This is a genomic window from Lentimonas sp. CC4 (assembly GCF_902728235.1).
GTDB lineage: Bacteria > Verrucomicrobiota > Verrucomicrobiia > Opitutales > Coraliomargaritaceae > Lentimonas.
In genome coordinates this window covers 612,063-625,369 of sequence record NZ_CACVBO010000002.1, presented here as the reverse complement: position 1 = coordinate 625,369, position 13,307 = coordinate 612,063, and the positions used below count along the sequence as shown (strand labels likewise).

The window sequence follows — 13,307 nt, the reverse complement described above, 5'->3', positions numbered from 1 at the left end:
GATACCCCAACGATGCACCACCTTATAGATGAAGGCAAACGTGAGGCACTCACCACATACCCCGAGGCAAAGAGTAAACATCCATTAAAGTGTTATCATGCCTAAATTCCACTACGCATCCCTCTTATCTCTGCTCTTATTAGGCGCTTGCTCTGAAAAACCGGCGATCCCATCGGAATCGCCCGCGGTAAGCAGCGAAAGCATAAAAAGGGACTCACACACTCCAACTGAGGCCGCCCTTCCTTTTTCATGGGAGACCGTGCCACGCTTTGCGCTCATGGCCAAAAGCGAAGGTGCTTTAACGCATACAGAAGCGAGCTATCTGGCCGAGAACTGCCCCATCATCATTTTTGATAAAAGTATGGAGCACGCGCTCCGAGAAGATCAATCGGAAGTTACAGTCGAGCGCGCAGCTAGACAGATCAAGGCAATCAATCCAGGCGCACAGGTTTACGGCTATTGGAATTCGATCATTGCCTACAATCTCTATGCTGCCTTCGACACCTTTGACGCAAACAAAGAGCAATGGGCATTACGCAACGCCGACGGCTCAATCTACATGAAGCGTGGACGCCGCCCCTGCTATGATTTGAGCCAGGAAGCAGTGCGTAATTGGTGGGTGGATTGCGCGGAGCAGATGCTCTCCGAAGATAGCTCCCTCGACGGATTACTCATCGATGCGCTCCCAGCTGCCAGCCACAGCACGCAGAAGCATTTGTGGGGTAGCGAAAAATCTGCTGCGATCGAAGTCGGGCTGACAGAAATGGTTCGCCAGCTAGACGCCCGAGTTAGCGACTCCAAGCAACTCATCTACAATGGTGCCGGTGCTCGCCTCAGCAAGTGGGAGGATCGTGGCCTACGCTTCTTAGAGTCTTTTGATGGCGTGCTGTTTGAGCACTTCTGTGGCTGCAGCACACGCGACCCTAAGACAGGCGACCTTAAAACAGAAAGCTTACTAGATGATCTAGCCACCATGCGCCGCGCCGTAGAAGCAGGTAAGACCGTATTCGTCAAAGCCTGGCCCCGCAGCCTGCCCTGTCTTAATTTAGACATCCCCATCACCAACGAACAAGCCACCGCCGATCTCGAGTTCCCACTGGCCTGCTTCCTACTCGCTGCAGGTGACAATTGCTACTTCCTCTATAATTGGGGCTACCACAACCAGGACGGGCAATACCCAAACTACCCCGAATACCAAAAGCCGCTCGGCCCACCGCAAGGCACCATGGCCGAAATCGAACCCGGGGTATATATCCGCAGTTTTCAACACGCTCAAGTCTACGTAAATTTAAACGAAGAATCCGCCAGTATTGACTGGCATTCGCAGTCACAATAAATGGCTCTTAAAAATATTATCATGCCTAAATTCCACTACGCACTCTTACCTTGCCTGCTACTACTAGCTGCCTGCTCCGAAAAGCCAACCAGCGTCCCTCAGCAGTCTGCTGCGTCTAAGCCTACGGTCATTAGCGAAAGCCCCGCCCCTATCCCCGAAAAGACTCCAGCCCCGCAAGTCGAAGCACGCTCGACGTCACCGAACTTCCCTGTCATTGAAGGCGCTCCACTGCTCAACCCACGCAACTACAGCTTTGGCTATTGGCTCAACGGGTTTCGTAAAAATGCCAACGACACATCCCCTGATCAGCTCGCGATCGAAACCGGCTACTACGGGCTCGTGCTTGATTTAGCCCATCTCGATCAAGCTCGCTTCGGCCGAATCACCGGCACTAAAAACTATGCCTCTGGCCTAGAAACAGGAACCAGCAAATTAGAGCAACTCCAGCCAGCTGAACTCTCGATTCAGCTCGCCAGTTCTGGTAAAGTATTCACTGCCAAGCACTGCGTTACTGGCCCCATAAGTGATGCCCGTCGCCTACAGGACACCCGCCTCTGGGAATCAGCTCGCTACCTTCAGAATTTTGAAATACAGCATATCGTCTTTGAGGATGATGAAGGCAATGAACTCAGTTGCAATGCACGCCTACAAGTCGTCGGCTGGCCGGACTCCCTAACCTTAAGCGCCGAAATAACACCAACACCCCCCTTCATCGACGGAGCCACATTCGGCGTTGTCGGCAACGCGCACGCGGTCGTGCAAGCGCCCCTCACCCTGAACAACGTCAGCAAGCCGAGCGCAGAAACATTTAGTATGGAATGCTGGGTCAACGTTCCACAAAACCCGGCCAAGCAAAACAATGGCCCTCTGGTAAGTAAAAATGGCGGTCAAAACGAGGATGGCCACATCGGCTTCACCATACGCGGCAGTCGCACCGAAGCCTCTATGAACATCGGCGGTGGGCCACGCAATCGTCACATATTGAGAGAACAAAATCACAAGCTTTTCAAATTAGACGACTGGAACCACTTAGTGCTCACTTATGATGGAACAACCATGCGCTATTACGTCAATGGACGGCTCGAAAGCAGTAAGACCATCGACAAAGCACGCACGCCAGTCTCAGGAAGCATTCAGCTCGGGTCGGTTGACGAAAAAAACACCACAACCTACGGCAAGTTCGATCAAGTGCGCCTCTGGAACCGCACCCTTAGCGAGGACGAAATCGAAGCGCACAACGCACACCCTGAAACCCTTGCGAACAAAACCGGACTCCACTACGAAAAGACCTTTGATACTCGATCGGATCCCAAGCCGACTGAATATGTCTGGCGCGATGTCATCACGCGTATCCAGCTAACAACTAGCGATCAAACATGGGAAGAACGTTCACCTGCCATCGAGGCATGGGACATGGGCGACTCCAAAACACTCACACTGAACTGCGACCTGACTCCCGAAACGCCAGCGACTCGCAACAGCACAGTGACGGTGCACACTGCAGATGGCCAAACCATCAAGTCTGTGTTCCAACCCGATCTGGACTGCCAAGTCGCCGAGGTAAAAAAACTCAACCGTGACTGGAAGACGGGCTATACTGACATTCGCAATTACGACGAGTTCACTCTCGAAATCGACAATGCCGATGGTAACGCGCAGGAAGTGCCGTTCATGCTCTACCTTCGCAAAGTGGCCAACATCACCGGCCTCGTGCCGATACTCTGTTACGAAGATGGCACGCCCACTGGCATTCCAGTGCAACTCAGTAAGAACTGGCACTACGGCAAGCTCGGGTCTTACTTGCGCGCTTACGCCCTACTCCCCGCACAGCCCGGCAAGCAAAGCTATAAGCTGCGCATTGCCTATGGATTTTACGGTAACTTACCATCCGCTTCACACGCGCAACTCTCACTTGTCGGCTACGGCGGTAATAGCCGCTGGGATCAACTCGCAATCGGCTGCTGGGGCGAAACCATTTGCTTCGACGTAGATCGTAGCTGCGTGGATGTCGGCATTACCGATGTGCGCATGCTCATGGCTCGCATCGGAGCGGACGGTAAAAAATGGAGCTGGACAAATGCCGGTTGGGGCGGCGACTGGCTACTCGTGAACGACGCCAATGGTAAACGTCACCACCCGAATGAACTGAAGACCGCCTACTTTGCGCATGGCCCCTGTCTCACAGATGTTAAATACAACGGCAACTACGGCAGTCAGCGCGAAGTCTCCTTCGATGCCGAAGTTCAAACCTTACGCACGGATGACTATGCGAGAACCTTCCAGAAATTTAACTACACCTTTGAGAAGGAAGTTTCGGCAGAAGGCGCATGGCTCTTCAAGATGGGGCGCACGAGTGGCTACACCTGCCCCACGCTCGCCTACGGTAACGCAGCAGGACTCATCAAATCAGAAGCGGCAGCAATCACTCTGCAACGCGGCGACTATCTAATTGAGCAGCAGGAGTTGACTGGTGCCGCGCCATGGTGGGTCAGCTTCCCTGGAGCAAGCCAGACCCGCGATGACGGCAAGGGCAACGGCTACCGCGCCTTAGTCATTCGAGGCTATCGTGCGACCTTCGGCGGAAAAACTTATACCCAACCAACCATCAGCGCACCAGTTCACCAAACCAACAAAGACATTAGCCCGAATATTGACTTACTGCTCACCGCACCGAAGGGAGTCACCCGCTTCATGCCCGGCGATACCATAGAGATGGATCTCGAATGGATCACACTGCACCGCGAAGCCGACGACTACTACGGCCCGAACGAAGCCTACCGCGAACATCTGATCGCCAATCCGAACGCATGGCAAACCACTTACCGCGAAGCCATTGGCAACGATCTGAAAGTAGCAGTGATAGGTGGCACACTCACCAACAATTACCCGATCAAGATCCAAGCACAATCCGGTGAGATACAGGTTCAAGTCAAAGGCGGCGTAGGCTATGTGCCGATTCGCTTCGCTGGCCTAGCGACCTCCACCGGCTACACGCTGTATCAAGTCGTCGATGGTAAAGAACAAGCACTCGACCAATCCGTTCACGGCAATGACTTCTGGCAAACCGACTACGACGCACAGACCAATTCCTACAGCCGCGTCTACAATCTCCCTCTCGATGGATTAGAGTCCTCAGCTTGGGTGCTAAAGGCGAAGCCCTAAACCTAAGGAAACCGCTTCGCGGATTTCATCATGCTTCCACTCGGCGCGGTCGCCCATCACTTTCGTCAAGACACTGATGGCTTTTTCGCGTTTACCACGGGCGACTAGATAGTCGTGGACTTTCAGGTATGAACAGTAGCGCAAAGAAAAAGATGACTGCAGGAATCAGCTCGATCCAAAACATCCAGCGCCAAGCTTCGTAGCCCGAGGCAAATCCCTTGAGGGAGCTACCTGCCGCACCAGCAATCAGATAGTTACTTATAAACGCGCAGAACAGACCCGAAATAATTGCTACCTGTTGAATCGAAGACAGTGTGCCACGCTAGAGATCGCAGAGCACGCTGAGAGCTGACGCAGAGCATTTCACGCAGCCCTCCCCATCTCCTCGGCGCACTCAGCGATCTCTGCGGTTAAACCTTTTTACCAGTTTTAGTCGCATGTTGGTATAATATGACGCAGCGGGTGACTTAGGAATCTCATTTCTTTGTCTGATTCAGCTGAGCAGTCACTTCGGTTAAGCGCTTCGCTAACTCCTGAGCTTTCTCAGGATTCTCGCGAACCAAGTTGTGCTGCTCTTCCTTATCGTTCGATAAATTAAACAGCTCAGCCTTGCCCTTCTGCTTGATGTATTTCCAGTCGCCGACACGAATCGCAGGGCCACGATAGAGGAAATAATCCCGCTGGGGAGCTTCGGTAAATTGCCCGGATAACACCGCCTCAATATTAAGACCGTCGATGGGACGATCCGCTGGTGCTTGTGTGCCGGCGATGGCGGCAAAGGTCGGCATTAGGTCGAGCGTGGAAACTTGCTCCTCGCAGAGCACATTGGCAGGCACGCTGCCTGGTTGCCATGCAATGGCGGGCACGCGACAGCCCCCTTCGTAGACGCTAAACTTGCCGTTGCGCAAGGAGCCAGCATTCCCGGCATCTTTCTTCTTCGACAACCATGGCCCGTTGTCCGAGGTGAAGATAACCAGCGTATTTTCAGCGAGACCGTTCTCACGTAGTGTTTGAAGCACCTGCCCCACCGACCAATCGAGCTCTTCGATCACATCACCGAACAGCCCACGCTCGGTCTTTCCTTTGAACGCCTCTGAAGCAAACAATGGGATGTGCGGCATGGCATGCGCGAAATAGAGGAAAAACGGTTGCTCTTTATTCGCGACGATAAACGCCTGCGCTTGCTCAGTATAGCGGCGTATCAAAGTCGACTGATCCACGGGCCATTCTATCACCTCGGTGCCGAGCATCAATGGCACCAAGTTGCGATTCGCATTATTGTTTACGTCGTAATTGAGATAATCCTCACGCGTCTTGCCCGCGGTAAACACGGCATCCTCGGCAAGTGGCGTTTCCGGATCTTGCCACATGTCATTGCTATAAGGGATACCGTAGTAGAAATCGAAGCCTTGATTGGTCGGTAGAAACCGTGGTTGATGGCCGAGATGCCATTTTCCGACAAGTGCTGTTTGGTATCCGGCACCCTTGAGGACTTCCGCGATGGTCACCTCGAATTCTGGCATACCATCCTGACTCGTTGGGAAATACACCCTGCCGTTGTGCCCCCAACGCTGCGCATAGCGCCCAGTCAACAAGCCCGCCCGAGAAGGCGTGCAGATCGAACTCGACGTCGAAAAATCAGTAAAACGCATCCCCTGCTTCGCCATCGCATCGAGCTCTGGCGTCTGATACCCCTCAGCACCATAACAGCTGAGGTCACCATAGCCCAAGTCATCGGCATAGATCAAGATGAAATTTGTCGGTTTCGCGACCAAAGGCGATGCGGGCAGATAACCGACCGTAAGCAAGAGAAATAGAGGGATGAGCTTTGGGGAACGTCCGAACATGAACTTAAAAACAGGGGGAATAATAGAGCGTGGTAACGATATTTGTATATTTAAAATAAATACCAGCAGATGTTTTTATATAAAGTAAGAGCGTATAAACAATCACCAATTTGTCAGTTCAGCAAAACCCATGACACTCTTCCATTTGGCAGATAAGCGACCATCAGAAGGTCCTACCTATAGCGACGAATTAGACCTCCTCTTTTCGTATCGCCGCCGCGACTGCTACAACAGCAGCAGGGACTTGAAGTTTTTTGTATATACGCTCGAGGCATTGAGCGACGGCGAGGAAACGGACTTCCATGCGATCTGCTAACGCCTCGCACGAGCACCCGGTTACGCCAGACAGCCGACTTCGGCTTCCCTATTTAAGATTCGTTTCACTGCTTCTGTGTGGAATGTGGGGCGCGAAAGGAGCCGCTCAAAGACTAGTCAGTAGTCAGGACAGGGAAAAGCTGTCAGCAGGCAAGACTCATCCCTTAAACTATGGCCGCCAAGGCATGGGACCATCTTTACCTTTGGGACGAAGAAACTCTGCATCGTATTTTTCATACCATGCATGGAGTCGCGCACGCATCTCGCTCACGCGTTCGGGCTGCGCAGCGCAGAGATCCTTTGTTTCGCCGATATCCTGCTGCAAATTAAACAGTGCCACGCTGCCATCTTCGAAATCCTCAACCAGTTTGTAGTCTCCCATGCGTATTGCACCACCTGGGATGCCGCCTTGATTACTATAATGTGGGTAGTGCCAGTAAAGTGCGTCACGATCGAGCGCGCCACCGTCTAACACCGGGCGTAAATCCAAACCGTCGATTTCATGCTGCGCCTCATATCCGGCCGCGGCCACCAAGGTGGGAAACAGATCGATCGAGCAGATCTGCGCATCACTGATAGAGCCCTCTTCGGTGACTCCTGGATAGCGTATAATCCATGGTTCGCGAATCCCTCCTTCGAACACCCAGCCCTTACCGCCGTTGAAAGGTAGATTGCTGGTCGGCAATCCCTCCGAGGTGGCGAGCCCGCCATTGTCTGATGTGAACACGATGATGGTATGATCCCAAACGTCTGCGTCCTTTAAAGCTTGGATGACTTCGCCGACTGCTTCGTCCATCGCTTCCACCATCGCGGCATAGACCGCATGTTTTTGCAGGATGCGCCGCTTGCTTTTTTTACCACTCGCAGCAGAAACCTGATCGAACTCTTTACCGGAAATCTGCTTCGCCTTCTCTTTATATTTCGCGACCAAGTCCGGACGCCCCATCAGAGGTGTATGCACCGAATAAAAGGAGAAATAGGCAAAAAAAGGTCGGTCCTTGTTTGATTGGATAAAGCTCACCGTTTCACGTGCCAGACGTGCGGGCATGTGCTCGCCTGCAGGGCTTTCCTCTTCCATTTGAGGATTATTAAAAGGCGCGAAATACTTTTTGCCCGTATAGGGGCCTCCATTGTGATTACCGCCGATATTAATATCGAAACCACGATTGAGTGGAAAAAACGCTTCGCCATGCCCGAGGTGCCACTTGCCAGCAAAAAAGGTCGCATAGCCCTGCGCTCGAAAAGCATCAGCCAGCGTTACCTCGTCTAGAGGCATCTCTTCGGTCAACGGTGCGGGATTGAAAGTGCCGCTGCGTAACTTCGCCCCTTTGGACTTCGGGAAAAAGTTGGTCACGCCAACACGTGTCGGATACCGGCCCGTCATTAAACTATAGCGAGTCGGCGAACACACCGGATTAGCGGCGTAGCCATCAGTAAAACGCATTCCAGCACTCGCCAAGGCCTCGATATTCGGGGTCTCGTAGAAACAGTTCGGGTTATTCGGGCTGACGTCCATATAACCAAGATCATCGACGAGGAAGACGACCACATTTGGCTTTTCTGCCGTTGCACAGCAGACACCAGCAATCAAAGAAAACGCCGCTACAAACAGTGATAAAATATACTGATTGAGACGAGATATGGGTTGAGCCTTAAGCTTTTGGACATTCATAGGGTTCTAAAATAGATTACTTATCGGAAAAAACATGGATCGTGCAAGACAGTGCATTGGCACGATTCTCTAAGAATAAGAACTGCATCAAGATACACCTATTGCGAAAGAGTCAATCGCTCCGAATGAGGAAATTCCCGGCTGGATCGGCCCCATGATCATCGTATGGCCGCCGTAACCCGCTATTTTGGCAGGCATCACATCGCCGCGTTTGACGGTCAGTGTTTTGATTTCATAGGATTCTTGATTCTTCACACCGTGTGAATCCGGCTCATCGGAAGTTTCGAGTTTAAATACAGTGCGACTATCCTGCTGACTGTGAGAGCATTCAAGCCCCCGACTCCGCGAAGAAATCTTAAGCCATCGCGTAAATACCCGATATAAATGAATCGATGGATGCCTTATACTTTAGGCGACTTCCGGTAAGCTTTTGTGGCTTAGGTTCGCAGCACAACTGAAGCGCTTATCGACTGTGGCTAATTTAAGCGACTGGATAAAATTCCAATCCGGTGCATTGAAATCGTTGGTGCAACTGACTGCGAGGACCGGCGCGTGCATCTTCTTGTAGTATGCGTAACCATCGACTGTGGCCTTCACGATTTCCAGATCATCGCCTTTGAAATTCCCCTGATTGCGGACATTTCCGGTAAGATGCGGATGTTCCAAATAGAGTCCGCCGGCACCCCCCATTGAGGGCACTGCCGCTTTAATGCGAGGATCGATACTCACCTGTGTGGCCAATGCTCCACCCGTGGAATGCCCAGTGACGCCAATGGCCTCCGGATTAACCTGTGGTTGCTGGCTGAGAAAGGTAATAATACGCCGCGAGCTGATTTGCCGCGGAAAGTAGAAATTGTTTCGAGGGCTAAACACATCATCAATGGTATTATTGAACTCGGTATCGTTGGTCGGTTTCAGGTTTCCATAGGGCCCAAGCGCGCCCTGGTGTTGGATCGCCCCCCCAATCGGTGCTGGGAAGCCCGACAACAGTTCCCTCGGTGATGGGGCCACCACTATTGTGTGGATTAAAACTGGCGTAGCCGAGCTTAGCCCACTCTTCGGCAACTGGTTCGCCGGCAGGCTGGTGAGCACCTGCACGTCACCATAGCCCATATCATCGGCTAAGATGTAGATAATGTTTGGTCGTTCAGCCGCTACCAGTTGGCTTGCAAGCGATATGAAAAATAGAGCTAGGGATACGTGTAAGTGAATCAGTTTCATCTGAAATAAGGACAGTTATGAAAAGCGGCTTTTGGTCGCTAGAGGCGATTCAACAGCCGCTTTTCAGTTTGAATGCGTTGGAGTCATATAGAACATGACTATATGATGCATACTACCCTATTCTAAAAATCTGCATATAGGTATTTGGACCTATTTGGATTCAACTACCCCTGAAGTTATCAAGCGCATTGGATGAATTCATCCTATAGCTTCACCCAACACCTCACGGTGATTTACTTCAACTCCGACCACTCGTATGTCGCCAGAGAGTATTTTGGAATGATGACGTCGAATGTGAGATTTCGGTATTCGATTGTCAGCTTCGCATTCGACTTCGGGGACTTGTTGATCACAAATAAACCGAGGCTCCCATCCGTCCGCTTAAACGCTAAGGTTCTGAGCTGTGCACTTGGCTTGCCCCCCTCATGCAGAATGCTCTCGATGAGATTTCCGCCACCGCCGATGGCTTTGGAAATGTGACCCATACCGTAGAATTCGCGTTCCATCTTGGACTCCTGATACGTATCCGTGTTGACTGTCACGATACCGTAAGCTTGAGAATCCTTTCTTGGTGTCGGCCCGTAGTTATGGTCGAGCACCAGGTTCCACTGCAGCGCTGCAGTGCCGCCGTATTTGAAAGTGCCATACCAGTTATTATAAAGTCCCCAAAAGAGATCATCATTCCATTTGAATGAGCGATCTCTTTTCCAAGCAGTCGCTTCCGAGGTCACGATGGCAGTGTCTGTAAATTCTTCCCTTAGGGATTGATACACGTTCTGCATATCAGCAAACGATCCTGAATAGCAGTGCCAGGCACTGCCAAGGATATACGGCCCTAGGGCTTTCATCGATTCTAAGCTTTTAACTAAAGTCAGAGGATCGATCTTCTTATCCCCACCGATGACCTTCGTGTCATTCTGGTGCAATATCCAGTTATGGTCATGCAGTAAGACCTTGGTGTCGACACCAGCTTCCTGAGTCGCCTCACCAAACGCTTGGACCAACGCAACATAGTCTTCTTGAGTGACTCGCATGCAGGGGTAGTGCGCTGCATCAAACTGCGGCTCATTTTGCAGAGTGACCGCCTTGATGTGAACACCCTCTTCTGCGTATCCTTGCACAAATTTGGTGAGATATCGGGCGAAGGTTCCAATGTATTCTGGCTTCAAACGATTTTGGGCACCAGCCGCTTTCTCCTCAGCTGAGATCCCATTGATGTCCTCGTTGCGCTTCATCCAACCAGGCGCACTCCAAGGGCTAGCAAAAAAAGTGATATCAGGATTGATCGCAAGCGCGTCTTTAAGCACCGGAATTAAATAGGCTTTGTCCCGATCAATGCTGAACTTCGACAAATCTTCGGACTTTTCGTCACAATAGGTGTAAAAGCTGTCACTGACAGTATAGTCCGACGCCCCGACGACGAGGCGGATCACGTTGAACCCGGCTCCGCCCTCTTCGAGTGAGAACAGCTGCTTCATAGTGTAATCGTAGAGTGGACGATTCTTCTTCTTCAGCTCATTCAGGACATATGCACTGGAGTCAGTCATTGATGCGCCCAGCCCCCATACTGCCTGCTTCACTTCATCGGGGTAGAGAGTCAGTTTAAGCGTGTTCTGCGAATCCTTCGAAGGCGCAGGCAGCTGCCACTGCTTCAATAGCACTCTACCTTGGTCCTGGTTCTGATCATAGAGCTTCTCATCGCCCCATTGCTCACCCAGTGTCTTATCTTTGCCATTTCCATCCCAAATTTTCGTCACATATGCCACGCCCTTCACTCCGGAGATCGCAGGCCCCGCATATTTCGGCAGATCTAACATTGGCAGGATAGGTTCCCCCAAAGCCTCGAAGCTCAGGTTATCCATATAAAAGGTCCACTCGCCCGCTCCAGCAGGCGCATCTTGCTCAGCCAAGATGTTGATATTTTTGAGCTTCGTGACATCAATCAGACTCAGATCGAGGCCCATGTCTTTAAGAGGAATCGAAAACTTGTTCCAATTATCCGGATCGAAGGTGCCATAATCTGACAGTCGAACTTTGAATGAGCCTTGGTCACCTATATCCTTCATCTCGATACGAGCATCCCCTTGCCCCTTGAGATAAAAAGTAAAGTGGCTGTAGGTGGAAATATCTTTTCCAGCGTCGACCTCTTTCCATGAGGTCGCCTCTGTGCCCTTAATTGGATCCCCATTGGTAATCGCAGCGAAGGCCCATTCATCTGGCGTTGATTTAGTCACGTGAAATTGCAGGCTGGCACTGCCCTCAAAGAACTCAGTGCGGCTGATAGTCACACCCCGCAAGCCACCTTTCTTCTGAGGACTTTCGATACTCGCCCCGCTCGAATTTCCCATCCAAGCATGGTCGAGCCTGCCATTCTCTTTCAACTCTTCATGGAACCATTTCAGCGGTTCTGTGACGGCTTCATTGCCCGCATGCAATGCGCCAGTAAGCGCACCGCAACTAACTAATGCAAGGCATAGGATTTCTTTGGGGAGATGGGATCGGTTCATAAGATTCATGGGATCGGTAGAATGGATTAAACGTAACTGCAGGAGAGACTCGCCGCGGAGTTCCGCATAGTGAGAAGAAAGACTGATGCCCCAGAACCGCCCACGTAAGACCGATGACGTGGCGTCATCGAGCTAGTGCGTTGGGTTTTAACAAGGAACAGTGACAGTGAGAAGACAGATTAACATGATGTCAAACAGTTTTACATTGACTCCTCTAAAGAAATAAAAATATTAGTTAGTCATTCGCGCATCACTTCTACGAGTTGACGACGACAGAAATCAAATCAGCATCACATTAAAAAGATAATGAGCTACCTCTTAAATTGTTTCATCAATTACCCCACCTTCTCGAACCAGTAGACAATCATCGGCCAGATCGAGTTGCCGTCCCATCGATTCAACAAAGCGTCAATTACAGCCCATGCGACACACACCATTCAACGATATGCATACATCATCTTCCCCCCACCACTCTAGTAAAGGTTCAATCGACGAGGCATCCTCACTGGCGCGAGACAACGATCAACAAAGATGCGCAATTCGCCGACGTGCTTTCACTCTAATCGAATTGCTAACAGTCATCGCCATCATCGGGATACTAGCCGCCATCCTCATTCCAGCTATAGTTAAAGTGCGCGAAAAGGCTGCCGTAGCGAAAAACACATCCAATCTACGCCAGTTGGGCTCAGCCGTTCAGTTGTATGCAATGGAACACCAGCACTACCCGCCAGCTAGCAGCCCCACTTACGAATCGAAAATGGGGTATGGCGGAAAGCGCTGGCCAGACTTAATCGCCAATCAACTGGCTCAATATCCCAGCGATTTGTTCATGTCGCCAACCTTAGATTCAGAGCTGTTGCCAGATGTGGACTGGCAGCCGACCAACTATGCAGGTAACCCTAGAATCTTTGCGCGAGGCGAAGGCACAAAAATGAACCAGGTGGCTCAGGTGCAACGCAGTAGCGCGATTTTACTCGGTGATGTAACTACCAAGGCTCCTCAGAAAGAGCACAAAAACGGGCACGCGGACTTCAGCTTATCCTTCGATCCAAGCGACCGCAGCACCTGGAGCCAAAACGCCGGCTTCGAGACTTCATCAGGAACAGGCCAACCCGATTTCCGAAACGATGGAAAGGCCGCATTTGTCTTCGTGGACGGTCATGTGGAATTACTTGCGACTGAGGAGTTACTACGCAAGCACTTCGCAATCGATTAGGCAAGACCCCGCCACCTGAGACACACACTTT

General features: G+C 51.3%; 9 protein-coding genes and 1 pseudogene. 4 read left to right on the top strand and 6 right to left on the bottom strand.

All coding sequences use genetic code 11. The annotated features are described in order from the left end of the window. Positions 1 to 277 precede the first annotated feature (277 nt). Both GZZ87_RS18890 and GZZ87_RS18885 read left to right on the top strand, forming a co-directional pair. Positions 278 to 1,336 (top strand): putative glycoside hydrolase, encoded by a 1,059-nt coding sequence (locus GZZ87_RS18890; RefSeq protein WP_162024484.1) that lies wholly within the window; start codon positions 278 to 280, stop codon positions 1,334 to 1,336. A gap of 21 nt (positions 1,337 to 1,357) precedes the next feature. Beyond that, the gene (locus GZZ87_RS18885; RefSeq protein ID WP_162024485.1) at positions 1,358 to 4,498 is read left to right on the top strand and encodes a LamG domain-containing protein; all 3,141 of its coding nucleotides are present in this window, start codon (positions 1,358 to 1,360) and stop codon (positions 4,496 to 4,498) included. 48 nt (positions 4,499 to 4,546) lie between these two features. Here GZZ87_RS18885 and GZZ87_RS18880 read toward each other — a convergent pair. Continuing rightward, positions 4,547 to 4,820, bottom strand: a pseudogene (locus GZZ87_RS18880) (MFS transporter); the annotation flags it as partial. A 154-nt stretch (positions 4,821 to 4,974) separates the two neighbouring features. After that, a complete protein-coding gene (locus GZZ87_RS18875; protein WP_162024486.1) occupies positions 4,975 to 6,345 on the bottom strand; it encodes a sulfatase in 1,371 nt (456 codons plus the stop codon). A 130-nt stretch (positions 6,346 to 6,475) separates the two neighbouring features. Here GZZ87_RS18875 and GZZ87_RS18870 point away from each other — a divergent pair, with 130 nt between their 5' ends. Beyond that, positions 6,476 to 6,661, top strand: a complete 186-nt coding sequence (locus tag GZZ87_RS18870; protein ID WP_162024487.1) for a hypothetical protein — start codon at positions 6,476 to 6,478, stop codon at positions 6,659 to 6,661. Between the two features lie 168 nt (positions 6,662 to 6,829). On the opposite strand, the gene GZZ87_RS18865 is transcribed toward GZZ87_RS18870, so the two are convergent. From GZZ87_RS18865 to GZZ87_RS18850, 4 genes are all read right to left on the bottom strand, one after another. Further along, positions 6,830 to 8,332, bottom strand: coding sequence for a sulfatase (locus GZZ87_RS18865; RefSeq protein ID WP_178106543.1), 1,503 nt, complete (start codon positions 8,330 to 8,332; stop codon positions 6,830 to 6,832). A gap of 87 nt (positions 8,333 to 8,419) precedes the next feature. Next, positions 8,420 to 8,587: a hypothetical protein gene (locus GZZ87_RS18860; protein WP_162024488.1), complete on the bottom strand. Its 168-nt coding sequence runs from the start codon at positions 8,585 to 8,587 to the stop codon at positions 8,420 to 8,422. 153 nt (positions 8,588 to 8,740) lie between these two features. Next, positions 8,741 to 9,553: a dienelactone hydrolase family protein gene (locus tag GZZ87_RS18855; protein WP_162071484.1), complete on the bottom strand. Its 813-nt coding sequence runs from the start codon at positions 9,551 to 9,553 to the stop codon at positions 8,741 to 8,743. A gap of 233 nt (positions 9,554 to 9,786) precedes the next feature. Further along, complete coding sequence (locus GZZ87_RS18850) at positions 9,787 to 12,060, bottom strand: glycoside hydrolase (protein WP_162027855.1); 2,274 nt, start codon at positions 12,058 to 12,060, stop codon at positions 9,787 to 9,789. A 445-nt stretch (positions 12,061 to 12,505) separates the two neighbouring features. Here GZZ87_RS18850 and GZZ87_RS18845 point away from each other — a divergent pair, with 445 nt between their 5' ends. Then, complete coding sequence (locus GZZ87_RS18845) at positions 12,506 to 13,276, top strand: prepilin-type N-terminal cleavage/methylation domain-containing protein (RefSeq protein WP_162027854.1); 771 nt, start codon at positions 12,506 to 12,508, stop codon at positions 13,274 to 13,276. Positions 13,277 to 13,307: the final 31 nt, after the last annotated feature.

Coding starts and splice junctions, on each gene's coding strand:
- GZZ87_RS18890 (WP_162024484.1), top strand. CDS start 278: ATGGCCAAAAGCGAAGGTGCTTTAACGCATACAGAAGCGAGCTATCTG.
- GZZ87_RS18885 (WP_162024485.1), top strand. CDS start 1,358: ATGCCTAAATTCCACTACGCACTCTTACCTTGCCTGCTACTACTAGCT.
- GZZ87_RS18875 (WP_162024486.1), bottom strand. CDS start 6,345: ATGTTCGGACGTTCCCCAAAGCTCATCCCTCTATTTCTCTTGCTTACG.
- GZZ87_RS18870 (WP_162024487.1), top strand. CDS start 6,476: ATGACACTCTTCCATTTGGCAGATAAGCGACCATCAGAAGGTCCTACC.
- GZZ87_RS18865 (WP_178106543.1), bottom strand. CDS start 8,332: ATGAATGTCCAAAAGCTTAAGGCTCAACCCATATCTCGTCTCAATCAG.
- GZZ87_RS18855 (WP_162071484.1), bottom strand. CDS start 9,553: ATGAAACTGATTCACTTACACGTATCCCTAGCTCTATTTTTCATATCG.
- GZZ87_RS18850 (WP_162027855.1), bottom strand. CDS start 12,060: ATGAACCGATCCCATCTCCCCAAAGAAATCCTATGCCTTGCATTAGTT.
- GZZ87_RS18845 (WP_162027854.1), top strand. CDS start 12,506: ATGCATACATCATCTTCCCCCCACCACTCTAGTAAAGGTTCAATCGAC.